This is a genomic window from Sorangium sp. So ce281, from assembly GCF_051527395.1.
GTDB lineage: Bacteria > Myxococcota_A > Polyangia > Polyangiales > Polyangiaceae > Sorangium > Sorangium cellulosum_B.
Genome location: NZ_CP150322.1, coordinates 8554252 through 8580345, shown reverse-complemented (window position 1 = coordinate 8580345; position 26094 = coordinate 8554252). Strand labels below are relative to the sequence as shown.

Below are 26094 nucleotides of genomic sequence, written 5' to 3'. Positions count from 1 at the left end.
CTCGACCCGCCTCATCCCGCTCGATACCGGCGCACGTTTCCGCCGCTCGGTGAGTGCCTCGCCGGCTGATAGGATCGCGGGCGTCACCGTGAACGATCGCCGCGAGAGCTCCCTGGCCATTCCCCACGACGAGATCCAGAGCGCCGAGGACCGGTCGTGGACCGATCGGCTCCTCGGCTGGCTGGTGCTGCCCGAGCTCCCCGAGGCCGAGCGGGGCGAGATCGCGACGACCCTGGCGCGCGTCGAGGACCCCCGCGCGGCGGCGCGGCTCCTGCGCATCGTGGAGGCGCGCGAGCTACCCGAGGCGGCGCGCGAGGCTGCGGGCGCGATCCTGAGGAGCGCCGGGAATCCGCCGGGCGGCGCCTGGCTCAGGGCCGCCTGGGCGGAGGGCGACATCGTGCTTCGCCGTCACGCGCTGCTCTTCATGGAGCGCGCCGAGGCGGACCTCGTCGAGCCGGTCGCCCGGGATCCCGCGCACCCGCTTCACAAGGAAGCGATAGAGGCCATCGCGCTCGGCTTCTCGGAGCCGCGCTTCCAGGCGCTGAAGATCGCCGCCCTCGGGCACCCCGACGCGGGTATCCGCAAGGTCGCCGCCGACGCGCTGGTATGGGACGAGCCCGTCGCGGCGGAGGCTCCGCTCCTGCGCGCCGCCGCGGATCCCGCGGTCGACGTCGCCGTCGCCGCGCTGGAGACGCTCCACTATTACCCGAGCCGGCGCTGCCTTGATGCGGTCGCCGCGCTGTGCACGCACCCTGACGAGCGGGTGCGCGCCGCAGCGGCCGCCTGCGCCTTCGAGATCCGCGAGGGGAGGTTCCGGTGGGCGCTCGACCGCGCCGAGCCGGCCGAGCGGCGGTTTCTCCTCGCGTGGATGGAGCCGGTCCGGCATCTCCCCGGCGTTCTGGGAGACGATGACGCGTCGGAGGCGGACGATCCCGCCGCGCGCGGCCGGATCTCCTCGCCCGGCGGCGATCACGGATCGGAGGCAGATCTCGAGATGGCCGAGCTCCTCGCGCTCTATGCCGATCTCGACGGCTGCTGGGCGGAGAGGAAGCATCGGTTCGCGGACCGCTTCCGAGCAGCGGGAGTTGCGGCGGCTCGCGGCGCAGCGGCGGCGTTCCTGGCGGGGCATCCGGATCCCTGGATCCGCGAGCGATCCGCGTCGCTGCTCGGCGCGTGGGGCGAGCAGGAGGCCCTCCTCGGGCTCACCCGCGATCCTGCCTTTCACGTCAGGAAGAGCGCGATGTACTGGCTCGGCCAGCTCCCTGCGAGCCGGGCCCTCGCGGGGCCCGCCTGGGAGCACCTCGGCGAGCTCGGGACGACTGGAACGCATGCGCTCGAGACCCTGAACACGTATGTGGCCCATGCGCTCAAGGAGGAAGCCATCCCCCGGCTGCTCGCGCTGGCGCGCAGCGACGAGCGCGAGCCGGTCCGGTGCGGCGCCGTCGACGCGCTCGCGAAGCTCGGCGCGCACGCCGAGGTCGTCGCGCTCCTCCCCTTGCTCGCCGAGCCGCCGCAGGTTACCTGGGCGGTTCACCTCGCGCTCCTCTCCGCGTGCGAGCGTCTCGGACTCCACCCGGGACGGTGCGACGCGCTCCGCGAGGTCGACAACCTCGATGTTCAGCTCGCGCTCGCGCCCTGGGCGGCGGGGTCATCCGTCGCCGATTAGCCTCGAAGGAGAGCGCTGGACCGTGACTCCGCGACGCGGCCCGAAGGGAACGTCTCGGCAACCTGCTGTGGGGCGCGGAGAGCCCCGCGAGCGAGCAAGGTGGCGTGGGTGGATGCGGGCAGCGATAGCTGCCGGGTAACCATGACCCTGCGGGGCGCGGGGACTGGCCAGCCTGCGGCCTCCTCTTGACACGGGACGACATCTCCGCTGGCCTCGCAGAGGGGCATGGCCACCAGGGTAGCTGGAGCAGCGGCGAGAGCCAGGAGGGCACCTCCGAGTACCACGCCGCACGGCGTGAGCCTACGTCATCGGCCGATATCTTCCAGCCAGTCTGGAATTGCAAACTGGAAGCGGCAGATTCAACGAGCCTGTCTTCTGCACCACGGCATCGTTGAACTTATCTAGCGAGGAGGAGAGAACGCCCGATGGGACGCCGAAAGAGCATTCTCGGAACGTTCGTGCGCGAAATGGAGAAGTCAGCCAATCGAGCAGCCGCCGATCGCCGACGACGAGAGCGGCGTCTCGAAGCGGTCAAGGGCCGAACGATTGAGCGAGAAATAATCCGCCATGAGCGTGAACAGGAGAGAGCCCGGATACGAGCTGAGCGCGAGGCCGAACGTCTCCGTATCACCGAGGAGAGGGAACGTGCTCTGCTGCAAAAACAAGAAGCGAAGGATGCGCAGATTAGGGCCTGGCGCTTGGAGTGTGAGGAACGACAAAGAACGCGAGCAGGAAATCGAGCGTATCGCCAACGAGTCGCCCGAAGTGGAAGATCGCGACCGGCTCTACGCCGAACTCTTGGAGCGTCGAACATTCGAGCCGGCCCTCTTCGTCGCCCCGGCTCCGCCAAGCAGCAAGGCCAAAGCGAGAGAGCTTCACCGGCAGGCCGGTCAGGAGATCGAATCTCAGTTGGCCTCCTTCCGGCCGAAGCTCACTGGCGTGCGGCGGACGCAGGTTGTCGCGTGGGCAGTTCTGGCCGCCGGACTAGTGCTATTTCGTCGAATCCATGGGCGACTCGCCAGTTCCACTGGCAATCATCCTCATCGGAGTCGTCGGCATTGTCGTGGCACAGGTCATAGCAACGAGGCAAGTCGGTAACCAGCGCAATACGTTCCAGGCGAGGGTGGAGCAGGACGTGCATCTCCGATTACAGGAAGCTCTCGAACTGCTCTCACGCCAAGACGAGGCGCAAGCTCAGGCAGCGCTGATGAAGGCGCGAATGGACTATGAGGCTGTGCGGTCATCGAGTATCGTCTCTCTCGAACTCGATGTTCCAGAGCCGAGTGTCATACCGACGACCGAAGCGAAGCTCCTCGCCGGCGGTAAGGTCACTTACAAGGAAAAAGGCGAGAAACAGCTCCGCGAGCAGTATCTGAGGTTGGTCGGCGGCTTGGCGATCCGACATGCTTCTGAAGCGCTTCTGAACCTGCCGACGTGTCAGTTGGTCGAGCTTTGTGCATTTCGTACCGCGCTAGATCCGTCAATCGGAAGGCCGACGCGGTGCAGGGTGCTCTATGTCAGGGTTGACTATCCGACGCTCGCGCCGATGACGATGGACGGCATAGATCCTCTTTTGACTATGAAACATTTCAATCATAAAATCAACGTCGATCGCGGTCGCAACCTACAGCCGCTTGACACAAGCATCAGCGGCGGTAACTCCGGGTGAACAGGTCCGTGTCAAAGATCACGGCGTCTAGACAGGAGTCCGTAGGGGACCTGCTTCCTCGCGCGTGGAGAGGTTCAATCGCGACATCAGACGGCCGGCTTCTTCGAATCGGGACTCGTGGAGTTCATGAGCGCCTCACCAGACCCTCGTAGGGCTTGAGCGCGAACGGCAGCGTCAGCGCTCCGAAATCCGGTAGGCCGCCCGTGATCGCGTCCTCGGTCGGCGGTCCGTCTTGCCTGGCGTCCTGCTCCAGCGCGATGTCCTGATTGCGAGTCACGTAGGCGCGCAGGTCGTCCTCGTACGAGGCGATGCCACTCACCAGATCATCCCTGTGGACGGCGAGCTCACCCGCCAGGACGTAGGAGCCGATCATCGCGACCGAGGTGGCTTGACCCGTGCCCAGAGAGACGGCGTAGCCAGCATCGCCGACCAACACGATGCGCCCGCGCGACCAGGTGCTCGCGCGGACCTGGTTCAACGAGTAGAAGTGGAAGTCGGTCGCGTGCATCATGTGTTCGACGATCTGCGGGATCACCCATCCAGCGCCCGCGACGCGCTCGGCCAGCATCCGCTTCTGCGCGGCGATGTCGCGAACGTCGTAGGCGAGCCCCTCCGGGGCGTTGAAGCCGAGATAGGTCCTCGCGTTGACATCCCTTCGCAACCCCATGACCAGCGCGCCCACGGAGTCAGGCTGCCGGTACATCACCTGCCAGCGCTCGAGGCCGAGGAAGTTCGGCATGCCGAAGGTGGCGACGTACAGGTCACCGACGGCACGGAGGAACTGCTCGTCGGGGCCGAAGGCAACGCGCCGGACCCCCGAATACAGTCCATCGGCGCCAATCACGAGGTCGAAGCGGCGGGGCGCGGTGGCGGCGAACGTGACGTCGATGCCCGACTCGTCCTGGGTCAGCGACGTGATGGAGTCGCCGAAGACGTATTCGACCCGGCTCCCCACGGCTTCGTGAAGCACCTGACAGAGGTCGTCCCGGAGGATCTCGACATCAGGGCTGTCGAGCCGGCCGCCCGTCAACGTGCTCTCGGTGCTGCGGAAGAGCTCGTTGCCGTCCGCGTCGACCATGGCGATGCCCGTCAGCTTCGTGCTGCGATCGCGGATCGTGGGGAGGATGCCCATCCGCTCCGCGACCTCGAGGGCCGGACCGCGCACATCGAGCGCGTGACCGCCCGGCCGCAGATGCGGCGCGCGTTCAACCACGGTGATCTCGAAGCCATAGCGGGCGAGCCAGTAGGCGGTGGTGAGACCGGAGATGCTGGCGCCGGACACCAGCACGCGGGGGGACTTTGGACTCGTGGTGCTCATGGGAGCTTACGTACGCTTCTGGCATCGAGCTGTCCAAGACATTGATTGTTCTTGTATGATACCTCCAGGGCAACGGTCGAACCCATGGAACTCCGACACCTGCGCTACTTCGTGATCATCGCCCAGGAGCAGAGCTTCCGGCGGGCCGCCGAGAGGCTCCACGTCTCGCAGTCGCCGCTGAGCCGGCAGATGCAGGACCTCGAGGAGGAGATGGGCGTCGAGCTCTTCGAGCCCGAGGGACGTGGCATCAAGCTCACCGCCGCCGGGAAGTCCTTTGCCGAGAGGGCCCGGAGTATCTTGGCGAGCGTCGATGCGGCCGTCGACGAAGCCAAGGGGGTCGCCGAAGGGAGGCTCGGCACCGTGGTCATCGGCTTCGAATCGGGGACGACCTTCATGGGGGCGCTCTTGTCCCTCGTCGCGGCCTTCCGAAGGCGAACGCCCCGCGTCGGGCTGCAGCTCGTCCCCATGAGCAGCGTCGAGCAGTGGACGGCGCTGCGGCAAGGGACGATCGCCTTTGGCTACGGCGCCTACGCGCCCAGCGACGACGCCCTCGGCCACCTGGAGATGACCCGCGACCGACTCGGCCTGCTCCTCTCGCCTGACCACCGGCTCGCGCGCCTCAAGAAGATTCGACTTCGAGACCTCGAGAGCGAGCGCGTGCTCCTCCAGCCACGTCAGCTCTATCCGCGGCTCCACGCAGACCTCATCACGGCGGCGCGCGCCCAGGGCGTGACCTTGCGCGTGACGGCGGAGGTGATCGATCTCGAAGCGCTCATGGCGCTGGTCGCGATCGGCGACGCGGTCACCTTCGTCGGGAAGAAGATCTCGGACATGGCTTCACAAACCTCGATGGTGTGGCGCCCCATCGAGGGCCTCCACATCAACCTGAGCGAGGTCGTTACGTGGCGCGCCGAAGATTCAGGCGCGCCCGTCGTGCGAGCGCTGATCGAGAGCGTACGAGAGGTCCGGCTCGCCATACAACACGACGCGGCCCACGTGGCGTCCGGCCCATCGAACCCAGGGCGACGCAAGAAGCGCTGAAGCTCAAGCGAGGTGTCCCCTCCGCGCTCAGGGGCGCGAGCGACGGCCCTTCTGCGCCGAGCGCTGCGCGTTCATGCCGGCAGAAAGGCCTGCTTCGAGGAGAGGAGCGCGTCCATCAGGGCCTCCCGCTCCGCGGGCGGCTGCGCCGCGACCCGCTCCCACGCGTCCCTGCGGAGGCTCGCCTTGGCGAGGCGGAACGCCGCGGCGGGGCGGCCGCACGCCGTGGCGAGGAAGCGGCGCGCGTCCTCGAGCGGCTCGGCGGAGAGCGCGTCGCCGACGCCCATGTCGAAGAGGCTCGCGGGGGAATGGAGCTCCGCGCCGAAGACGAGCCTCCGGAGCGCGCGGGCGGGAGAGGCGGTCCGGGCGATCTCGAAGGCGACGCGCGGGAAGGCGATGCCCACGGCGAGCTCGGGGAGACCGACCTTGTAGTCGCCGGCGCCGAGGGCGAGGAAGTCAGCGCACATCGCGAGCAGGAGCCCGCCCGCGATCGCATGGCCGTGAACGGCGGCGGCGAACGGCTTCGGAAAGCAGAAAGCGGCGCCGAAGGCGGCGTCGAAGTCGTCGAGGAAGCTTCCAAGCCCGTCTCGATCGAGCGACGCGACCTCGCGGAGATCGAGACCCGCAGACAGGCAGTTGCCGGCGCCCCGGACGAGCACGCCGCGCGCGGCGTCGTCCTCGGCCAGCCGCTGGAAGACGTCGGCCAGCTGGCGGAGCACCGCCTGGTTCATGGCATTGACCTTCGGTCGGCTCAGCGTGACCTCGGCGATGCCGTCCCTGGTGAGCACCTCGACGAATTGCATGGCGAGACGATCGCGCAGAGACGAGCGCGGCGCAAGCTCGCCCGCCCTGGCACCCGGGCCGCGGCCCGCGGTGATCAGGCTGCGTGTGCGAGATCGCAAGCGATCCCTTCTGCAAACGCGGCGCTCTATCAACGGATGATCCATGCACCGAAGAACCGCTTTCATGCCACAGCCATCCTGAGCCGACCTGTCATAGGCCCCAGACGCAACGAGACGGGCACGGCGCGCTCCGCGTTTCCTGCAAAATTTCCGTGCAGTAACCGCACGGTTCCAGCACCCCGTCGTTCTTGACGCGGGATCGGCGTGAGCCCAACCTCGCGGCATGCGGAACCCGTGGTGGGTGGGCGTGTTTGCGGCGTTCGCGCTCGCGTCGGCCTGTGGGGCCCGGGATGCGCTCGACATCGAGGGACCGCCGGCGGAGGAAGGCGAGGTCGGATCGACGGCAGGGGCTGGCGGTGCCGGCGCCACGTCATCGAGCTCGGGCGACCCAGCGATCGGCGCGAGTGCCAGCTCAGGCGGTCAATCCTCGGGAGGTGGGCCGGGCGAGCCGGGCGCCGGGGGCGAGGGGGGCGCGGGGGCCGGTGGCGTGGGGGAATGGGGGGCGGGGGGCTGGGGCGCGGGGGGCGACGAGCAGGGGTGCGACCCGACCCGCGTGGAGAGCGGCACCTGGAATGTCAATCGCCAGGAGGATCTCGAGAAGCTGCGCGGCGTCACCGTCCTCAATGGCAGGCTCAACATCGGCGGCGAGGTCTCCGATCTGTCCCCGCTCGCGTGCCTGACGCGCATCTCGGGACGCCTCATGATCAGCGACACCAGGCTGTTGTCGAGCCTCGATGGCCTCGACTCCCTTTCCGTCGTCGGAGCGCGGCTGGAGGTGGCGCGGAACGCGTCGCTGCTCCGCCTCGGCGAGCTTCCGAACCTGCAACAGGTCAAGGGGATCATCGAGATCCGTGAGAACCCGATCCTCGAGAGCGTCGCCGGCGTCGGGTTGAACGCACATGAGGTGCGCGTGATCGACAACGATGAACTCGATTCCTTGTCAGGCTTCGGAAGGTTCGAGGAAGGGGTGCTCCTGATCCAGGGCAATGACCACCTCGTGTCGCTGGACGGGCTGCAGGGCCTCCGCCGGGGGACGCTCCGCCTGGTCGACAACGATGCGCTCCTGTTCTTGCCAGGCATCGAGAATTTCGAGGAGGGGGAGCTCTGGATCGAGGGCAACGACGGGCTGGCGACGCTGCGCGGGGTGGTGAACCTGCGCCGCGGGCGGCTCAGCGTGATCGACAACGACGGGCTGACCAGCCTCGACGGCCTCGGGGCCGTCGAGGATCTCGAGGAGCTCGCCATCTCCGGCAACGACGGGCTCCTCAAGCTGGACGGTGTCTCGCGGCTCTCGACCGTCCAGAACCTCGTGCTGGCGGAGAACCCGCAGCTGGGCTCGCTGAGCGGCCTCGAGCAGCTCCGTCATGCGGGATCCATCTCCATCGCGCAGAACGAGCGTCTCCGGGACCTGATCGGGCTCGGGGGGGTCGAGACCGTCGACGGTCTCGTCATCAGCGGCAATTCATCGATGGTCACCCTCACGGGCATGTTCTCGCTCCGTGGTGTCGTGTCCGCGGTGATCGAATCGAACCCCGAGCTGGTGATCGCCGACGCTCTCGCGCACCTTTCCTCGGACTGGGGCGACGTGCAGTCGCTTTATTTCACCTCCAACCCCAAGCTCACCAGGATCGATCTCGGCGGCCTCACGCGCCTGCAAGAGCTGTTCATCAACGATTGTAGCTCCCTGGCGGACCTGTCCGACCTCGCCGGCGTGACCGAGCTGTCGGTGCTCTCCCTGGGCCAGAACGCCGGGCTCGTGAGCCTCACAGGAATGGATCAGATCTCGGACCTCTTTCTGCTCTCGATCGCGAACAATCCCCAGCTCACGGATCTCCGGCACCTGAGCGGCCTCCGCAACGTCCGAAACGGGATCGAGATCGTCGGTAACCCCGCGCTCACCAGCCTCGATGGGCTCGGTTCGTTCGGCGCGGGCGACGGCGTGACCGAGGTCGTGAGGCTCGAAGGCAATGAATCGCTCGTGGACATCGACGCGCTGCGTGGCCTGGTCCGCGTGAGCCAGCTCGTCATCCAGGACAACGACGCGCTGCTCGGGCTGACCGGACTCGAGGGCCTGGCCGATCTCGGTAGCCTCATCGTCGAGGGGAACCGCTCGCTCGCGACGCTCCGCGGCCTGGGCGCCCGGACGATCGGTGGTTGGATCGAGATCATGGGCAACGAGAGCTTGCCGAGCTGCGAGGTCGAGGCGTTCGTGGAGCGCCTCGACTGGGTGCCCGGCAGCGTGCGCGAGGAGGGCAACGGCACCGGGACCTGCTCGCCCTGAGCCGGCGGGGAGCCCGCCGTCGCGCGCGAACGACGCCGTCGCGAGCGCCACGCTCGGGCGCTCGCAGCGGCATTGCGCTGCGACGGCATTGGCGCCCAGCGATCCCGTTTTTTTCACCGTGCCAAGTCGGACTGGTTGTACGGTGACGCGCGTGAAAACGCGCCTCGCCGCCATTCTCCTCCCGTCCTGCGCCGCGGCTTCGCTGCTGGCCTGCGGTCCGTCAGCTCGGCCCGCAGACGCCCCGCACGCGCAGGTGTCCCCTGGTGCGAGCGGGATGGCGCCTGCTCCGGTCGTGAGCCCGGCGGCCGCCGAACCCGCGCCGAGCGCGGCGACCGCGGCCCCTGCTCCGGCGAAGACGTGCAGCGAAGCGCAGGACATCGAGACCTGCGAGGCCGAGTGCGCGGCGGGCAGGGCGGCGGCGTGCGAGGCGCTGGGCGACCTCCACGCGAAGGCGGAGGACAAGGCGTTCCCGGGGTTCTCGCTCGGGTCTGCGCTGCGGGCGTTCGGCGAGGCGTGCAAGCTCGGCGCGAAGAGCGCGTGTGACAAGCGCGAAGCCCATCTGAAGGAGCTCCGCGCCGCGTGCCAGAAGAGCGCGAGGAGCTGCGCCGCGCTCGGCCGGGCGCTCTCGGGACAGGACGGCCACGACAAGGAGGTCGACGAGAGCTTCGACCGCGGCTGCAATGCGGGAGACGTCGCCGCTTGCGAGGGCCGCGGCGAGCTGCACATGGACCTCGAGCCGGCGAAGATCCACGCGGCGATCGCCGAGAAGGCGCTGGATCGAGCGTGCGCGAGCGGCTCGGTGAGCGCGTGCTGTTCGCTCGTGAAGGTCTACACGGACACCGACCGCGAGAAGAAGGCCGATGCCGCGAAGGCGCGGGTCCAGGCCGCGAACGACAAGTCGCAGCAGGGCCGGATCGCGTGCGACGTCTTCCGCCTGGGAGGCAAGCCCAAGGTGCGGGTGATCGCGAAGGCGAACGCGGAGAGCGCGAAGGCCCTGAGCAAGCAGGAGATCGCTTTGCTCGAGGAGGTGCTGTCGCGCCGGGTGCCGTATTGCTACGGCGAGCCGCCGAAGAGCCCCGCCGAGCTCGACATCGAGCTCGTCCCGGACGGCGCCGCCAGGATGGCCGGCTACACGGGGGCCGACAGCGAGCAGTGCGTGAGCCGCATCGTGGAGAGCATCCACCTCGCCGGCACGGCGCCGCGCCGCGCCCGCTTCGGGCTCAGCTTCGAAGCGGCCAAGTAACGCCGTCGCCGGCGAGGAAGCGGCGTTTCACCGAGGCTCTCGGGCTGGCTCACCAGGATGGGGGGCACCAGCGCGTGAGTCGGGCGAACCACGCTGGCCACAGCGTAGACACCCCGGGGCGCACGTCGTCAGAAAAGCTGCCAGCGCGGGAGCCCCGTGAGGGCCGAGCATTCCACCTCGCGCCAGCGGCCATCACGGCGCTGTGCGCGCGCGCTCTGCAATCGAACCGCACAGCCGACCTCAGCAGTTCGGTGAGCCCATCGCTCCCGCAACGGGCGCCGCAGCGCGGCCGTGCGGCCCGCCGCGGTTCGCCAGAACGCGCGTGCCACCGCTGTCGCATCTCCTCCTCTCTTCTGCTCCGCCAGTGCTCGACTCCACCCTCCCTCACGCTCACGCGCCGCGCAGGGCCGCCGCCCGCGACGATCGGGCCTCCCGCCCGAGCCACGTCCCCGTCCCCGAGCCCATTTACCCATTTGGGAAACGCTCCTGTTACCTTGGGCAGCGCTCCGCAGCGCACTGCGGGCGCAGGTTCGACGGCAGCGCCGGCGCGCCGGCCCCTTGCACCACCGCCAGCCGAGGTCCGGATCCACATGCAGCAGGACACGAAGAGCGCGCGCGTCTCGTTTCGTATCGACAACCTCGAAGCCGCGCTCGAGCAGGGGATCGACAACGAGGCGGCCGCGCTCGACGTGCTCGTTGCCGCGGCGGCCAAGGGGAGCCTGCACCCGGAGCTCTGGGCGAAGCTCCACGAGGCCTCCGCCCGCCACGACCGGTTCTCCGAGCTCGCGTTCGCCTACGAGCGCCTCGTCGGCGAGCGGCGGTTCGGGATGCTCCCGCAGACCGCCCAGGCCGAGGTCCTCGTGCGCGCCGCCGAGTTCCTCGCCGACTCCTTCGGCGACCCCGGCGGCGCTCGCCCCTACCTCGAGCGGGCGCTCTCCGTGCTGCCCTCGCATCAGGAGGCGTTCTTCCGGCTCGAGCGCATCCTCCAGGAGGCGAACGAGCCAGCGAAGCTCGCGGACCTCTACGCCCTCGCGGCGGGCCACCGCGCGGACCGCGCCGAGCAGCTGTCGCTGCTCCGCCGCGCGTTCGAGCTCGTCGACGTCAACGGAAGCGGCGCGAGCGACGAGGAGCGCGCGATCAAGCTGCTCCAGCAGATCCTCAAGGTCGACCCCGGCGACGCCTCGGCGCGCCGGGAGCTCGAGGCGCGCTACGCGCGCGCCGGGCGGCACCAGGAGATCGCGAGGATGCTCGAGCAGGCGCTCACCGCGGAGGCGCCGCCGCCCGACGCGCTCGAGATCCGCGCGCGGCTCATCGACCTCTACAGCGGCCCGCTCAAGGAGATCGAGCGGGCGCTGCCGCACGTCGAGGAGGTGCTCGCGCAGAACCCGGGCCACGAGGCCGCCCTCCGCGCCGGGGAGGCCCTGCTCGCGCGCAAGACCGTCCTCGTGCGCGCGGCCGCGGCGCTCGAGGCGGCCGGCGCGCGCCGCGGGGACGCCCTGGAGGCGGCGCGGATGATGGCCCTCCAGATCGAGAACCTGCGCGGGCCGCGCCGCGTCGAGGTGCAGAAGCGGCTCGTCGAGCTGCAGTTCCAGCGGCTCGGCGATCTCGCGTCGGCGTTCTCGCTGTCGGAGCAGATCCTCGCGGTCGACCCGTCCGACGAGGCGGTGCGCGAGCGCTTCGTCGCGCTCGCGTCGGCGCTCGACCGCCAGGCCGACGCGGCGCGCGTGCTCGTGCGCGCGTCGGCCGGCGCCAAGGACAAGCCGCTCAAGGCCCGCATCGCCGCCGAGCTCGGTGAGCTGTACGAGGGCCTCGGGGACGGCAGGAAGGCGCGCGCGTCGTTCCAGCAGGCGCTCGACGGCGAGCCCGACGACGCGGCCGCGCGGCGCGCCGCCCGCGGGCTCGCGAAGCTCTGCGAGCGCGAGCGCGACGCGCGCGGGCTCGCGGGCGCGCTCGAGCGGCTCGCCGAGGCCGAGCCGGAGGCCGATGCGCGCGAGGCCGCGGCGGAGCGGCTCGCGCGCCTCTACGAGGAGGAGCTCGGCGACGCCGCGGGCGCGATCGCGGCCTACCGCAGGCTCGCGGAGTCGGGCTCCTCGCGCGAGCCGGGCGCGCTCGCGGCGCTCGAGCGGCTGTACGAGGCCACCTCGGCGCACGAGGGCCTCGCGTGGGTCCTGGAGCGGCGCGCCGAGGCGGAGCCGGACCGCCGCGCGGCGCGGGAGCTCGCCTTCCGCGCGGCCGAGCTGCGCACCCGGCTCGCGGATCTGCCCGCCGCCGTCGCCGCCTGGCGCCGCTACCTCGCGGCGTTCGGGGCGTCGCGCGAGGCGCACGCGCGGCTCCTCCCGCTGCTCGAGCAGGAGCGGCGCTGGGCCGAGCTCGAGGCGCTCCTCGAGACCGAGGCCGAGCTCGCGGCCGGGCAGGACCGCGCCTCGGTGCTCGCCCGGATCGGCGCGATCCGCATGGCGCGGCTCGACGATCCGGCCGGCGCGATCGCCGCGTACCGCCAGGCGCTCGCGCTCGATCCGGCCGAACGATCGAGCCGGCTCGCGGTCGAGAAGATGCTGGGCGCGCCCCCGGGCAACGGCGCCGCCGGCGCGGAGTCCTCCCCGTCGCGGCAGAGCTCCCACCTGCTGCTGACCGACGATCAGCGGCTCGCGGCCTGCGCGGTGCTGGAGCCGATCGCGCGCGCGGAGAAGGCGGCGCCGCTGCTCGTGCGCGTGCTCGAAACGAAGGCGGAGCTCGGGCCCGTCGTCTGGGCGCCGGGCGCGTCCGCGCCGACCCCGGCCGACGTGTCGGGCAGGCTCGCGGCGCTCGAGGAGGCGGCCTCCGTGGCCGAGCGCGAGCTCAGGGACCCGAAGAAGGCGCTCGATCTCTCGGCGCGCGGGCTCTCGCTCGCGACCGCGCACGCGCCGGAGAGGCTCGCGCGGTGGGTCGCCGAGGTCGAGCGGCTGACGGAGCACGGCAGCGAGTCCGCGCGCCGCGCGCCGGCGCTCGCGGGGGCGCTCGGGGATCGCGCGGTGGACAGCCCGGCGCTGTCGCACCTCGCGCGGCGCGCGGGCGAGGCGCTGCTCGCGAGCGGCGACGTGACGCAGGCGCTCGCCCTCTACCGCCGCGCGCTCGCGTTCGAGCCGTCGTCGCTCGATCTCATCGCGCGCGTCGACGCGCTCCTGCGCGAGCAGGGCAGCCCCGAGGAGCGGCTCGCGCTCTACCGCGAGGCGCTCGCGCAGCCGTGCGCGCCCGCGCGGCGGCGCGAGCTCCTGCACGCGATCGGCACCATCCAGCGCCGCGACGTCGGCGACCTCGCCGGGGCGGTCGCGACGTACCGCGCGGCCATCGAGGACGACGCGGGCGACGACGCCGCGTACGAGGCGCTGCTCGAGACGTACGCGGCGGGCGGGGCGTGGGGCGCGCTCTACGGCGCGCTGGCCGAGCGGCTCCCGGGCGTGGCGCCCGACGCGCGTGTCGCCCACGAGCTGCGCATGGCCGACGCGGCCGCGAGGGGCGGGGAGGTCCCGGGCGCTGTCGCGCACTACCGCGCGATCCTCTCGGGCGGCGCGGCGCTCGACGGCGCCGCGCTCTCCGCGATGGAGGCGCTCGCGCTGTCCGCGGGCGACCCGGCGCTGCTCCGCGAGGTGCTCGAGCGGCGCGTCGCCGCCGCGGGGGATCCCCAGGACGAGGCGCTCTGGCTGGAGCGCCTCGGCGAGCTCGCGGCGTTCGGCATCCGCGCGCCCGACGCGCCCGACGCCGCGCGCGCGGCGGACGCCCCGGCGGCGCAGGCCGCTCCGGGCGACCTCGACGCCGCGGTGACGGCCTGGCAGCGCGCCGCCGGGCTCGCCGAGGGGCCGCTCGCGGATCCGGAGCGGGCGCAGAGGCTCTACGAGCGCGTGCTCTCCGTCGCGCCGAAGCACCGCGACGCCGCCGCCCGCCTCGCGGCGCTCTACCGCGGGCAGGGGGCCTGGCCCCGGCTCGCGGCCGTCTGCGAGGTTCTGCTCGAGACGGCGGCGTCCGACGACGAGGCGCTCGCCGCGCTCGCCGCGCTCGAGGACGCGGCGATCCGGGCGCGCGCGACGTCGCGCTTCGTCGACGCCGCGCTCGATCTCCGCGATCGCATGAGGGCCGGGGGGGAGGGGAGCGCGGCCGCCGGCAAGGCGGCGGCGCGGGTCCGGGCGATCGAGGCGGCGCTCGCGCGCGTGCTCGCCGCGGATCCCGAGCGGCAGGACGACGCCGCGTCCGTCTACCGGCGCCTGCTCTCGCCGCAGGACGACGGCGACGCCGCGCTGGGCGCGCTCGACGCCGCCGCGCTGGAGGCGTTCCGCGCGTTCCTCGCGCAGAGCCCCGACACGCTCGCGCGCCGCGTGGACCGGCGCTGGCTCTTCACGCTCCTCATGGAGCGCGGGCACGAGGGCGAGCGCCCGAGGGCGCTCTCCGCGTGGGCCGCGTGGGAAGAGGAGATCGGCAACCGCGCGGCGGCCGCGGCGCTCTACGCCCGGCTGCTCGAGGTGGATCCCGAGAACGACGACGCGCTCGCGGCGCGGGGGCGCCTCCTCGCCGAGGTGGGCGATCACGAGGGCGCGGCGGAGGTGCTCGCGGCGCGCCGCGACCGGAGCCAGGGCAGCGCGCGCGTCGCGCTCGACGTCGAGCTCGCGACGCTCCTCTTCGATCGGCTGGATCGGCCGGCGGACGCGCTCGACGCGGTCGCGCCCGCGATCGAGGCCGGGACGATCGAGCCCGCGGTGATCGAGATCGTGCAGCGCGCGCTCGGGCGTCCCGAGACGCAGGCGCGCGCGGCGCTCCTCCTCGAGCGCGCGTGCGACGCGCTCGACGACCCCGAGGCGCGCGTCGCGCTGCTGGAGGCCCTCCTCGCGAGCTCGCCGGCGGACGCCGCGCCGGGCGCCCCGCTCGACGCGGGCAGCCTCGCGGCCGCGCAGCGCGCCGCCGTCCGCCGCGGCTGGTTCGAGCGCCTGCTCGATCACCACGACCACGACGCGCCGCGCGGCCTCGACGCCGCCCTGCGCGCGGTCTCCGAGCTGCCGGGCGAGCTCGCCCTCTGGGATCGGCTCGAGGAGCTCGGCCGCCGGGCGAAGCAGCCCGAGCGCGTCGCGGCCGCGCACGCCGCGGCGCTCGACGTGGGCGCGGCGCTCCCGCCCGACATCGCCGAGGAGATCGGCCGGCGCGCCGTCGAGCACCACGAGGAGTGGTTCGACGCGCCGGAGGCCGCCCTCGCGCTGCTCCGCCGGCTCGTCGAGCTCGTGCCTGGCTCGCTCTGGGGCTTCGAGCGGCTGAAGCTCGCCTACAACGCGGCCGAGCGCTGGGAGGACCTCTTCGCGCTCTACGACGTGATGCTCGAGCGCACCTCGGCGGCCGACGAGCGCGTCTTCCTCCTGGAGGACGCCGCGGCCGTCGCGCGCGACCTCGCCGGCGACGGCGAGCGCACGATGCGCTACCTCGAGCAGCTCCTCCCGCTCCAGGACGACGCGCGCACCCGCGCCGCGCTCGAGCGGCTCTACGAGCGGCACGGCAGGCACCGCCCGCTCATCGATCTCCTGTCGGTCGAGCTGCCGAGGCTCTCCGGCGACGCCGCGGATCGGCTCCGCGAGCGCGTCGCGCTCCTCTGGATCGACGGGGTCGGCGACGCCGCGTCGGCGCTCCCCGTGGTCGAGCAGCTCCTCGACGCGCCCCCGGAGCCGCGCGCCGCCCGCGCGGCGCCGCGCCCCATCGACGCCTTCGCGTTGCTCGAGCGGATCCTCGGGGCGCTGCCGCCCGAGCAGGCGCCCGCCGGCGAGGCCGGCGCGCTCGATGCGCGCGCGGCGCGGCAGCGGTCGGCCGCGCTGCTCGCGAAGCACCACCGCGAGGAGGCGAGGCCCACGGACCTCGTGCGCGTGCTCGAGATCCAGCTCGAGGGCGCCGACGCCGGCGATCGCCCGGCGCTGCTGCGCGAGATCGTGCGGCTGCGCCGCGACGCCCTCGGCGACGAGCCGGGCGCGTTCGCGCGGCTCGCCGAGCTCGTCGAGCTCAGGCCGTCGGAGGCCGCCGATCGCGCGGAGCTCGCCGAGCTCGCCGAGCGCCTCGGCCGGCACGACCGCCTCGCCGAGGTCCTCGCCGCGGCCGAGCCGCGCGCCGGCGACGCGCGGCAGGCGCTCTCGCTCGTGCGCGACGCCGCGCTCCTCCGCCGCGACCGGCTCGGCGACGCCGACGGGGCGATCGCGCTCTTCCGCCGGCTCTTCTCGCTCGCCGAGGCGAGCGGCGACGGGGAGGCCGCGCGGGACGCCGCCCGCGCGCTCGATCGGCTCTTCGCTGAGGGCGATCGCGTCGCCGAGCGGTGCGACGTGCTCGACACGCTCGCCGCGATCGAGACGGACCCGGCGGCGCGGCGCGAGGCCCTCGGCGAGCTCGCGCGGCTCGCCTCCTCGCGGCTCGGCGACGAGGCCCGGGCGATCGCGGCGTACTCGGCGCGCCTCGTCGACGACCGCCAGGATCTCGCGGCGCTCGACGGCCTCGCGGCGCTCCTCGAGGAGGGCGGGCGGTACCGCGAGCTCGCGGCCGTGCTGGAGCGCCGCGCGGCCGTGCGCGGCGGCGCGGGCGGCCGGCGCGATCTCGGGCGCGTCGCGCGGCTCTTCGAGCGCGAGCTCGGCGACGCCGACGAGGCCATCGCCACCTGGCGCCGCATCCGCGAGGAGCTCGCGCCCGACCCGGAGAGCGGCGACGCGCTGGCCGCGCTCTACACGCGCGCGGAGCGCTGGGGCGACCTCGTCGCGCTGCTCGAGGTCGAGGCGTCCGCGGCCGGCGCGCTCCCCGGCGGGGCGGGCGCGGCGCGCAGCGTGGAGCTCTTCCAGCGCCTCGGCGACACGCACCGCGATCGCACGCTCGCGTGGGAGCTCGCCGTGAAGGGCTACCGCCGCGCGCACGAGGCCGAGCGGGACGCGCGCCGCGCGGGCGTCGAGGGCTTTGGCGGGGAGGGCGAGTGGGGGGCGGCCGAAGGGGGCGAGCGGGACGCGCGCCCGCCCGCGCCGCGCGCGGGGCTCGAGGAGCTGCTCCGCCGCATCGACCCGGCGTCGGCCGAGCACCGCGGCGCGCTGGTCGCCGCCGTCGGCGCGTTGCTCGAGATCTGCGCCGACGCGGACGACTGGCGCGGCCAGATCGCGCTGCTCGAGCCGCGGCTCGCCGCGGCCGGGACGGACGCCGAGCGGGTCGCCATCCTGAAGGCCTCCGCGGCGCTCCTCGAGGAGCGAGGCGACGACCGGGAGGGCGCCTTCGAGCTCGTCTTCCGCGCGTTCCTCCTGTCGCCCGGCGCCGAGCCGCCCGAGGGGCTCCTGCGGCTCACGGACCTCGCGGGCCGCTGGCACACGATCGCCGACGCGCTGCCCGCCCTCGAGCGCCGCGGCGACGTCCCCGCCGCCACGCTCCGCGACCTCACGGCCCGCGTGGGCCGCTGGCACCGCGACGCGCGCGCCGACGAGGACGCCGCCGAGCGCGCGTTCGAGCGCGCGCTCCTCCACGACCCGGCGAACCGCGCGATCCTCCTCGATCTCGCGGAGCTCCTGCGGCGGCGGCGCGGGCCCTCGCTCGTCCCGACGCTGCTCCGGCTCGCCGCGGCGACCGGGCACGACCTCGCCCTCTACCGCGAGGCCGTGGAGGCGGCGCGCGACGCGGGCGACGCGGCGCGGGCCCGCGCGATCGCGGCGGAGCTCCTCGAGATCGCCGTGCAGCGCCTCGCCGACGAGGAGGAGCAGCCCCCTGGGCCCGGCGCGTGGCCGGCCTCGCGCGCCGCCCTCTGGGCGATCGACGCGCTCGTCGGCATGCTCGCGGGCGCGGGTGACAGGCCGCAGGTCGTCGCGCTGTGCCGGCGTGGCGCCGCGCTCCCGTTCGCGTCGAGCGAGCGGCGCCGGCTGCTTCGCGTCGCCGCCGAGGCGGCGGAGCCCGGCGAGGCGATCGCCCTCTACGGCGGGCTGTTCGCGGACGATCCGACGGACGAGTCGGTCGGCGAGAGCCTCGCCGCGCTGCTCCGGGCGGCCGGGCGGCGCGAGGAGCTCGTGCGCCTGCGCGAGCTGCAGATCGAGGTCTCTGGCGATCTCGATCGCCGCGTCGCGCTCCGCTACGACGCCGCGGAGCTCCTCGCGGACGCCACGCGCGCGTCCGAGGCGATCGCGCTGCTCCGCCAGAACCTCGCGGAGAGCCCGGGGCACGGCCCGTCGATCGACAGGCTCGCCGCGCTCCTCGAGGCGGGCGGGCTGCACCGCGAGCTCATGCTGCTCCGCGAGGAGCAGGCGGCCGCGCGCGGATCGGCGGACGCCGAGCTCTGGCTCCAGGCGGCGTCCCTCGCCGAGCACGAGCTCAACGAGCCCGAGCGCGCCATCGCCAGCTACCGCCGCGCCGCGGACATCGGGTCCGTCGAGGCGCTCGACGCCCTCGCCCGGCTGCTCGCGCGCCGGGGCGAGCACGCGGCCGCCGCCGAGGCGCTCGAGCGGCTCTGCGCCGGCGCGGCGCCCGAGGAGCTGCACCAGGCGGCGCTCCGCCTCGCGGACGCGCACCTCACCGCCGGCGAGCCCGATCGCGCCCGCGCCGCCCTGGAGCGAGCGCTGCCCCGCGCCGCGCAGCCCGCGCCGCTGCGCGAGCGGCTCGCGTACCTCTACCGCGCGTCGGGCGCGTGGAGCGCCCTGGCCGCGCTCATCGCGGGCGACGCCGCGCGCGCCGACGAGGCGCCGGCCCGGCTCTCGCTCCTCCGCGAGGCCGCTGACCTCTACCTCACGCGCGGCGGCTCGCCCGCCGCCGCGATCCCGCTGTTCGACGAGGCCATCGCGCTCGCGCCGGACGACCTCTCGCTGCGCCTCGCGCGGAGCCGCGCCCTCTCCGCCGCCGGCAGGACCGACGACGCGACCGCGGCCCTGCGCGGGATCATCGCCGACTTCGGCACCCGCCGCCCCAAGGAGCGCGCGTTCGTCCACTACGAGCTCGCCCGCGTCGCGCTCGCCACGGGCGATCGCGCCCGCGCGATGGCGGAGTTCGACCTCGCGCTGCGCGTCGACCCCGCGCACCCCGACGCGCTCCACGGCCTCGCCGGCCTCGCCCTCGAGGACGGCCAGCTCGAGCGCGCGCACCGCGCCTACCGCGCGCTGCTGCTCGTCGCGCGCCGGCCCCGCGACGAGGGCGAGGGGCTCGTCGGCGCGCGGCGCAGCACGATGCCGCCGACGCGCTCCAGCGTGGTCCTCCCGTCGGGGACCTCGTTCAGCCGGGCCGAGGTCCTGCTCGCGCTCGGCGAGATCGCGCGCCGGCAGGGGGCGCCCGACCGCGAGGCGGAGTACGTCGAGTCCGCCTTCGAGGCGGCGCGGGAGAGCGACGCCGAGCACGAGAAGCTCCTCGCCGCGCTGCGCGCCCGCGGGCGCCACGACCTGCTCGCGCGCGCCCTCGAGGCGCGGCTCGCCGGCCCTGCCGAGGGGCCCGCCGAGGACGCCGCCGCGGCGCTCGGCGAGCTCGCGTCGCTCTACGAAGGCCCGCTCGATCGCCCGGAGCTCGCGCTCTCGGCCCGCCTGCGGGCCCTCGATCTCACGCCGGGCGCCGGCGCCGCGCACGACGCCGCCCTCGAGCTCGCGCGCCGCTCGGGCCAGACGCAGCGCTACCTCGACCTCGTCGAGCGGCTCGTCGCCCGGGCCGCCTCCGAGCCGTACGAGGTCGCGCTCCTGCTCCGCTTCGGCCGCGCCCTCGAGCTCTCGCCGGCCGATCAGGAGCGCGCCGCGGCCGTCTACCGCCGCGCGGAGGCGAAGATCGCGGCCGGCGCGCCGCCCGCGGGCCGCGACGCGGGCGCCGACATCGAGCAGCTGTGGAGCTCGCTCGAGGCCATCTACGCGCGCCTCGGCGATCGCGCCGCGCAGGCGGACGCCCTCCGCAAGCGCATCGGCCTCGCCGACGCCCCGGCCGCCCCCGCGGGCGGCGCGGATCGCGCCGGGCCGCGGTACCGCCTGGCCGCGCTGCTCGCGGCGGACGCGGCGGACGTCGATCAGGCGATCTCGCTCCTCGAAGAGGCGCTCGACCTCCACGCCGATCCGGACCTGGCCGAGGCGATCCTGCGCGACGCGCTCCGCACCGATCCGAGGAACCCGCGCGCGATCCGCCTCTTCGAGCGCCTCGCCCGGCAGGGCGGGCGGCCGCGCGCCCTCGTGGACGCGCTGCTGCTCCTCGCCGAGGTCGAGGGCCCCGGGGTCCTCGAGGAGGCCGTCCGCACCGCCCGCGCGCTCGGCGATCGCGGGCTGGCCGAGTCGATCCTGCTGCGCATCGTCGGCCCGGGCGCGCGGTCATCGTCCGGTTCGTCCGGTTCGTCCGATTCGTCCGATCCGTCCGGCTCCGCGTGGGCGCTCGTCGCGCTCGCGGAGCTCCGCGAGGAGGCCGGCGATCTCGCGGCCGCCGCGTCGCTCTGCGAGCGCGCCGCGCGCGCCTCGGCGCCCGAGGAGGAGCGCGCGCTGCTCCTGCACGCCGCGGAGCTCGCCGCCGGCCCGCTCGCCGACCTCTCCCGCGCCGCGCGCCTCTACGAGGAGCTCCGCGCCCGCGAGCCCGCCGAGCGCGAGATCTGGACGCCCCTCGCCGGCGTGTACCGGCGGAGCGGCGACGCCGCGCGCCTCTCCGCGCTGCTCGAGGAGACGGCGCCCCTCGTCGACGATCTCTCCGAGCGCTGCGCGCTGCGCCTCGAGCGCGCGCGCCTGCTCGCGCGGGAGTCGCCGGAGGAGGCGGCGATCCTGCTCCGCGACATCCTCGACGAGGATCCGACCCAGGTGGAGGCCGCCATCCTCCTCGCCACGATGCTCGAGGAGGCCGGCCGCACCGACGAGCTCGGCGAGCTCTTCGCGCTGCAGCTCGACGCCGCCAAGGATCGCGCGGACGTCGCCTCGATCGCGTCGATCTCGATGCGCCTCGGCGCCCTCCTCGAGCAGCGCGGCGACGATCGCGGCGCGCGCGACGTCTACCTCGGGGCCGCGGACTGGGACGGCGCGAACCGCGACGTGCTCCGCGCGCTCGTGCGCCTCAGCCGGAAGCGCGACAACGCCGACGACCTCATCGACGCGCTCGAGAAGCTCCTGCGCACCGAGCAGGGCGGCGAGGCGGCCCAGCTCGCCCTGGAGCTCTCCGAGCTGCACGGCGCGCGCGGCGACGACGCCGCGGCGGAGGCCGCCCTCAAGGCCGGGTACGCCGTCTGCCCCGCGAACGACCGGCTCCGCGAGGAGCTCGCGTCGCGCTACGCGGCCCGCGAGGCCTGGCACGCCCTCGCCGAGCTCCACGTGCTCACGGCGCACGGCGCCGACGGCGACGAGGCGCGCGTCGAGTCGCTCTGCCGCGCCGCCGAGATCCTCCGCGATCGCGCGGGCGACGCCGCGGCGGCGGCCGAGCTCCTCGAGCGCGCCCTCCGCGTCGCGCCCGGGGATCGCGACGTCTTGATCGCGCTCATCGACGCGTGCGGCGCGGTCTCCGACCACGCCCGCGCGGCCCGCGCGCTCACGGCGACGCTCGAGGCGAGCCCGGACGACCCGTGGCTCCACCGCGCGCGGGCCGAGGTCCACGGCGCGCTCGGCCAGGGCGACCGCGCCCTCGCCGATCTCGAGCGCGCCTACGCGCTCGGCGGCGCCGAGTACGCCGCCGAGCTCGTCGCCGGGCTCGAGCGGGCGCTCGCGCGCGCGGCGGCGCGGTCCGCCGACGCCGAGGCCGCGGGCGCGCCCAGCGAGGCCGCGGCGGGGGCGGCGGGCGCCGCCTCGCCGCGCGCGCTCCGGCTGCGCCTCGCCGAGATCCTCGCGCGCTCGGGCGACGTCGAGCGCGCGCGCGCCCACCTCGGCGATCTGCTCCACGCCGACTCCAAGGACCGCGCCGCGCTCAAGGCGCTCGCCGGCCTCGAGGAGTCCGCCGCGCGGTGGGACGCCGCGAGCGCCGTCTACCGCAGGCTCATCGCGCTCGAGGAGGGCGACGCCCTCGTCGCCACGGCGCTCCTCCTGGCCGGCGCCTGCGCGCGCGGGGGCCACCTGGGCGACGCCCGCGGCGGGCTCGAGCGCGCGCTCCGCGCCGCGCCGGGCAATACCGAGATCCGCGACCGCCTGCGCGCGCTCTACGCCGAGATCGGCGCGAACCGCGAGCTCGCCGCCATCACGCTCGAGGACGCCGCCGCGGCGTCCGACGTGGCCGGCCGCTTCACGCTCCTCGTCGCCGCCGGCCGCCTGCTGCTCGACGCCGGCGACGCCGCGCAAGCGGCCGCGGCGCTCCGGGAGGCGCGCTCCCTGCGCCCCGAGGAGAGCGAGGTCGCCCTCCTGCTCGTCGACGCGCTGAGCGCCGCGGGCGACTCGAGGGAGGCGCGCGCGGTCACCGCCGAGCTCATCGTCGCTGCCAAGGGGCGCCGCTCACGGCACCTCGGCGCCGTCTACCACCGCGTCGCGCGGATCGAGGACGCCGAGGGGAATCTGCACGAGTCGCTCACGGCGCTCACGAGGGCGCTCGAGAACGATCCTCAGAACGGCGAGATCGCCATGGAGCTCGGCGAGAGCGCGCTCGGGCTGGGGGAGGAGGACATCGCCGCGCGCGCTTACCGCGCGGTCACCCTGATGAAGATTTCCCCCGAGCCCGGCGAGGGAGGCACGACGCCCGCCGCGCGGGCGCTCGCCTATTACCACCTCGGGGCGATGGCGCTCGCGGCCGGCGACCGCCGGAAAGCGCGCCTGATGCTCGACAAGTCCGTCTCGGAGGACGGTTCGCTCGAGGCGGCCCGGGCGCTGCTCGACGAGCTGCGCGCCGGCTGAGGGCCTGTCCCGCGCGTCTCCGCGGGTATGCCCAGGTCGCGGAGGCCGCCTCCGCGGCCGCCCCAGGCGGCGCGCGCAGGGGCGTGGAGCGCGCAAAACCGCGCGACTCCAGGCGTTTTTTGACGCTCTCCGGCCCGCGACGGCGCCGCGCCGCCGCCCTTCCCGGCGGCTGGTTGCCCCTCTGGCGCGCCGCTCCGGCGCGGTCTTTCAGGGGTCCGCGCGATGCCCCGTCTCAGAAATCGCTATTTCTCCCCGCATTTTTGTCTTTTTTTGTCCTGTGTCGTGTGTAAGGTTCACTGAGGCTGTGCGCGACGAGGTGTCGCGCGCGAGCTCATGTCCGAGGAGAGTGCCATGGCAAGTAAGAAGACGGCCGGGGGCGGCGCGAAGAAGACGTTGAGCAAGAGCGGCCTGATCCAGGCCATCACCGAAGCTGCCGGTGATGAGCTGAGCCGCAAGCAGGTCAAGAACGTTCTCGAGTCCCTCATCACGATCGGTCATCGCGAGCTGAAGAAGTCGGGCGTGTTCACGCTGCCCGGCTTCGCGAAGTTCCGGGTGGTCAAGCGCCCTGCGACGAAGGCGCGCCAGGGGATCAACCCGTTTACCAAGCAGCCGATGACCTTCGCCGCGAAGCCGGCGAGCAAGTCGGTCCGCGCTCGGCCGATCAAGGCCATCAAGGACGCGCTCCTGTAGGCTTACGGGATCTCCCAGCGGAGCGCAGGGCGGCCACGGCGACGTGGCCGTTCTTGCTCCATGGCCTCGGCGCGCCATCGCCGGGGCGGCGGAAGGGCGCCCAGCACGCGGCGGCGCGGGGCAGGGCGGCCCGCGCGGCGCGCCGGCGACGTGCCGCCGCCGGGGGCCGGGCGGCTCGATGCCGCCGCCCCCGCCGCGAGGTCAGCTCACTTCTTGCGGCTGTAGGCCTGCGCCGCCACCGGTCCCGAGCCGGTGCGCGCCTTGACTACCAGCTTGGCCGTCGCCGCGATGGGGAATGGCCATTGGTAGCAGCTCTGCTTGGCTCCGATGGCGGCAGTCGGGCCGGTGTCCGAGTCGACAGCGAGCACCGGTTTCAGGTTGAACGCTGCGAGCCCTGGCTGTCCTCCGGCGTTCAGGTCGAGCTCCAGCTGGATGTCCACCTCGGTGACGGTGGGGAGCGCCTGCGCCAGGAACGTGTAGCAATTGCCCGGCTGGAGCATGAAGGTCTGCCCAGAGGCCGTCTGTCCCTCGGGCACCACGCTGCAGACGGGCGCCCCTTCCGGCTGCATCTTCGGCGCCTCCCCGGCGGCGCGGCCCTGGAACATGGTGGTCATCGCGAGCGACTGGACTCCATCGCAGGGTGCCGCCGTGGGCACCGCGACCGGGGGCAAGCCGGCGTCCGGGGGCGGCACGGACGCTGTCGGCTGCGGGGGCGGCGTCGTCCCCGCGTCCGGGGCGTCGTCCGCGAACTCCGGATCCTTGCTGCTGCCGCCGCAGCCCAGCGCTGCCACCGACAGCGCCAGGAGCACTGCTGAACCCAACGACCTACCCGTCACCGTCATCTGCGGCCTCCTCGCGCACAGCCCTGCCGCACGCCGCGGCCCCTCGTTGGGATAGCTGTGCTCGCGGCGCTCATACACCCGCCAGGGGGCGGGGGCTATGCGCGAGCGTCTTGCGCCGCTGCGCCGCCGGCGCAAGCCCGCAGGCAAGCCGGCGCGGGCGTTCGACCTCTCGCGCCGTCGCGCCGCTCAGCCGCCGGACTCGCCCACGAACTCGCGCAGGATGCACATGCGCGCAATGAGCAGCGCCTCGGGTCGGATCGCCTGATCGAGGTACGCGGCGGAGTTCGCCTCCACCAGCGACTCGCGCAGCATCCCCTGCTCCAGGAACGTGACCGCGCGTCCGAGGTGCAGCCGCGCCCTGTCGGCCGCGAGCCCCATGCCAGCGCTCGCCAGCATTTCTCGTTCCAGGAACCACCTAGCAAACTCTCCGGGACGATCGAGCTTCGCTCGGGAGCCGTGGTCGGTCATGCCGTAGGCTACCTCACTTTTTGACCCGGGCCAGGCGCGCCTGGCCGCAATAACCCGGGAAATCATGGCAGAAACAGCATCAATCCGTCGGATGGGCGCGATGAAAGCGAGGGCGTGCCACGTCCAAGTCGACATCCGGCGGACGGACCTGGAGCTCGGTTGAGCGGGCTTCGGGGGGCGCGCCGGGGAGCTCCCTGCGAGCGACCCGTTGCGTCGCGAGCCCGTCAGTGAGATTGAACGCGGCGTTCTGCCGGAAATTCGAGGAGGTTCTTTTGCTCCGTACGATTGGCGTCCTGTCCGCCCTGGTCCTCACCGCCGCCCTCGCTGCTGGTTGTCAACAGCGGGAGGCGTCCACGCCGCCGAGCTACGCGAACCAGCCCCCGCCCGGCTACTACCAGCAGCCCGGGTATCAGCAGCCCGGCTACCAGCAGCCCGGGTATCAGCAGCCTGGGTATCAGCAGCCCGGCTACCAGCAGCCGGGGTACCAGCAGCCGGGGTACCAGCCTGCCCCGACGCAGCCTGCCCCGACGCAGCCCGCCCCCACGCAGCCTGCCCCGACGACGACGCAGCCTGCCCCGACGGCGCAGCCTGGCGGCTTTCCCTGGCCGTTCCCGCTCCCGGGCCAGCAGACCGGCGGGCAGCAGCCGGCCCCGAGCGGCGGGAGCAGCTCCGGCAGCGCGTCGGCGATCGATCCGAACCTCGCCTCCGCCGCGACGATCCCGCTGAACAACCTCGCTGCGACCGAGGCGCCCGGCATGACGAAGGAGGGAGGGCCGATCGCGGGGCAGTTCAGCGCCGGACAGACCCTCGAGCAGCCGATCCAGCTGATGCCCGGCAAGTGCTACACGATCGTCGGCGTCGGCGCGGGCATCACCGAGCTCGACATCAGCCTCGTCGCGCTGACCCCGATCCCGATGGGCTCGTCGGTGCTGGCGCAGGACAACTCGAGCGGCGCGAACGCCGCGCTCGGCGGTCGGGGCAACTGCTATCGCTGGTCGCTCCCCGTCGGCATCAACGCCAAGTACATCGTGAAGGCCACCTCCGGCTCGGGCGTCGCCGCCGCGCAGCTTTACGTGAAGTGACGCCGCCAGGACGCCGAGGACGCCAGGAGATCGCTCTCCCCGGCGTCCTCGGGTATCGGCCACAAAAGCGCCGAGGACGCCAGGAGATCGCTCTCCGTGGCGTCCTCGGTCGCAGCGCCGTGGCTCGCGGCAGCGCT

General features: G+C 73.6%; 13 protein-coding genes. 8 read left to right on the top strand and 5 right to left on the bottom strand.

The features are described from left to right. The first annotated feature begins 88 nt into the window (after nt 1–88). Nucleotides 89–1666: a hypothetical protein gene (locus tag WMF27_RS32625; protein WP_437764961.1), complete on the top strand. Its 1578-nt coding sequence runs from the start codon at nt 89–91 to the stop codon at nt 1664–1666. A gap of 476 nt (nt 1667–2142) precedes the next feature. Here the strand turns inward: WMF27_RS32625 and WMF27_RS32620 are convergent, their stop codons facing one another. Further along, nucleotides 2143–2331 (bottom strand): hypothetical protein, encoded by a 189-nt coding sequence (locus tag WMF27_RS32620; protein WP_437764962.1) that lies wholly within the window; start codon nt 2329–2331, stop codon nt 2143–2145. A 341-nt stretch (nt 2332–2672) separates the two neighbouring features. Between WMF27_RS32620 and WMF27_RS32615 the strand changes: the two genes are divergently transcribed. Continuing rightward, nucleotides 2673–3335 (top strand): hypothetical protein, encoded by a 663-nt coding sequence (locus WMF27_RS32615; RefSeq protein ID WP_437764963.1) that lies wholly within the window; start codon nt 2673–2675, stop codon nt 3333–3335. 124 nt (nt 3336–3459) lie between these two features. Here WMF27_RS32615 and WMF27_RS32610 read toward each other — a convergent pair whose 3' ends face one another. Next, entirely contained in the window at nt 3460–4653 is a 1194-nt protein-coding gene (locus WMF27_RS32610) for an FAD-dependent monooxygenase (protein ID WP_437764964.1), read from the bottom strand. Nucleotides 4654–4737: 84 nt separating this feature from the next. Here WMF27_RS32610 and WMF27_RS32605 point away from each other — a divergent pair, with 84 nt between their 5' ends. Then, the gene (locus WMF27_RS32605) at nt 4738–5694 is read left to right on the top strand and encodes a LysR family transcriptional regulator (RefSeq protein ID WP_437764965.1); all 957 of its coding nucleotides are present in this window, start codon (nt 4738–4740) and stop codon (nt 5692–5694) included. 71 nt (nt 5695–5765) lie between these two features. Here WMF27_RS32605 and WMF27_RS32600 read toward each other — a convergent pair whose 3' ends face one another. Next, entirely contained in the window at nt 5766–6494 is a 729-nt protein-coding gene (locus WMF27_RS32600) for an enoyl-CoA hydratase/isomerase family protein (RefSeq protein WP_437764966.1), read from the bottom strand. A gap of 322 nt (nt 6495–6816) precedes the next feature. Here WMF27_RS32600 and WMF27_RS32595 point away from each other — a divergent pair, with 322 nt between their 5' ends. The 4 genes from WMF27_RS32595 (at nt 6817) to WMF27_RS32580 (ending at nt 23565) form a co-directional block, all read left to right on the top strand. Next, nucleotides 6817–8874, top strand: a complete 2058-nt coding sequence (locus WMF27_RS32595) for a leucine-rich repeat domain-containing protein (protein WP_437764967.1) — start codon at nt 6817–6819, stop codon at nt 8872–8874. A 274-nt stretch (nt 8875–9148) separates the two neighbouring features. After that, a complete protein-coding gene (locus WMF27_RS32590; RefSeq protein ID WP_437764968.1) occupies nt 9149–10117 on the top strand; it encodes a hypothetical protein in 969 nt (322 codons plus the stop codon). A gap of 590 nt (nt 10118–10707) precedes the next feature. After that, complete coding sequence (locus WMF27_RS32585; protein WP_437764969.1) at nt 10708–22875, top strand: tetratricopeptide repeat protein; 12168 nt, start codon at nt 10708–10710, stop codon at nt 22873–22875. Between the two features lie 351 nt (nt 22876–23226). Beyond that, complete coding sequence (locus tag WMF27_RS32580) at nt 23227–23565, top strand: HU family DNA-binding protein (RefSeq protein WP_012239209.1); 339 nt, start codon at nt 23227–23229, stop codon at nt 23563–23565. 206 nt (nt 23566–23771) lie between these two features. Here the strand turns inward: WMF27_RS32580 and WMF27_RS32575 are convergent, their stop codons facing one another. After that, nucleotides 23772–24386 (bottom strand): hypothetical protein, encoded by a 615-nt coding sequence (locus tag WMF27_RS32575; protein WP_437943237.1) that lies wholly within the window; start codon nt 24384–24386, stop codon nt 23772–23774. Between the two features lie 207 nt (nt 24387–24593). After that, the gene (locus WMF27_RS32570; protein WP_231864381.1) at nt 24594–24803 is read right to left on the bottom strand and encodes a hypothetical protein; all 210 of its coding nucleotides are present in this window, start codon (nt 24801–24803) and stop codon (nt 24594–24596) included. A 344-nt stretch (nt 24804–25147) separates the two neighbouring features. Between WMF27_RS32570 and WMF27_RS32565 the strand changes: the two genes are divergently transcribed. Then, nucleotides 25148–25957, top strand: coding sequence for a hypothetical protein (locus WMF27_RS32565; protein WP_437764971.1), 810 nt, complete (start codon nt 25148–25150; stop codon nt 25955–25957). The last annotated feature ends 137 nt before the right edge of the window (nt 25958–26094 follow it).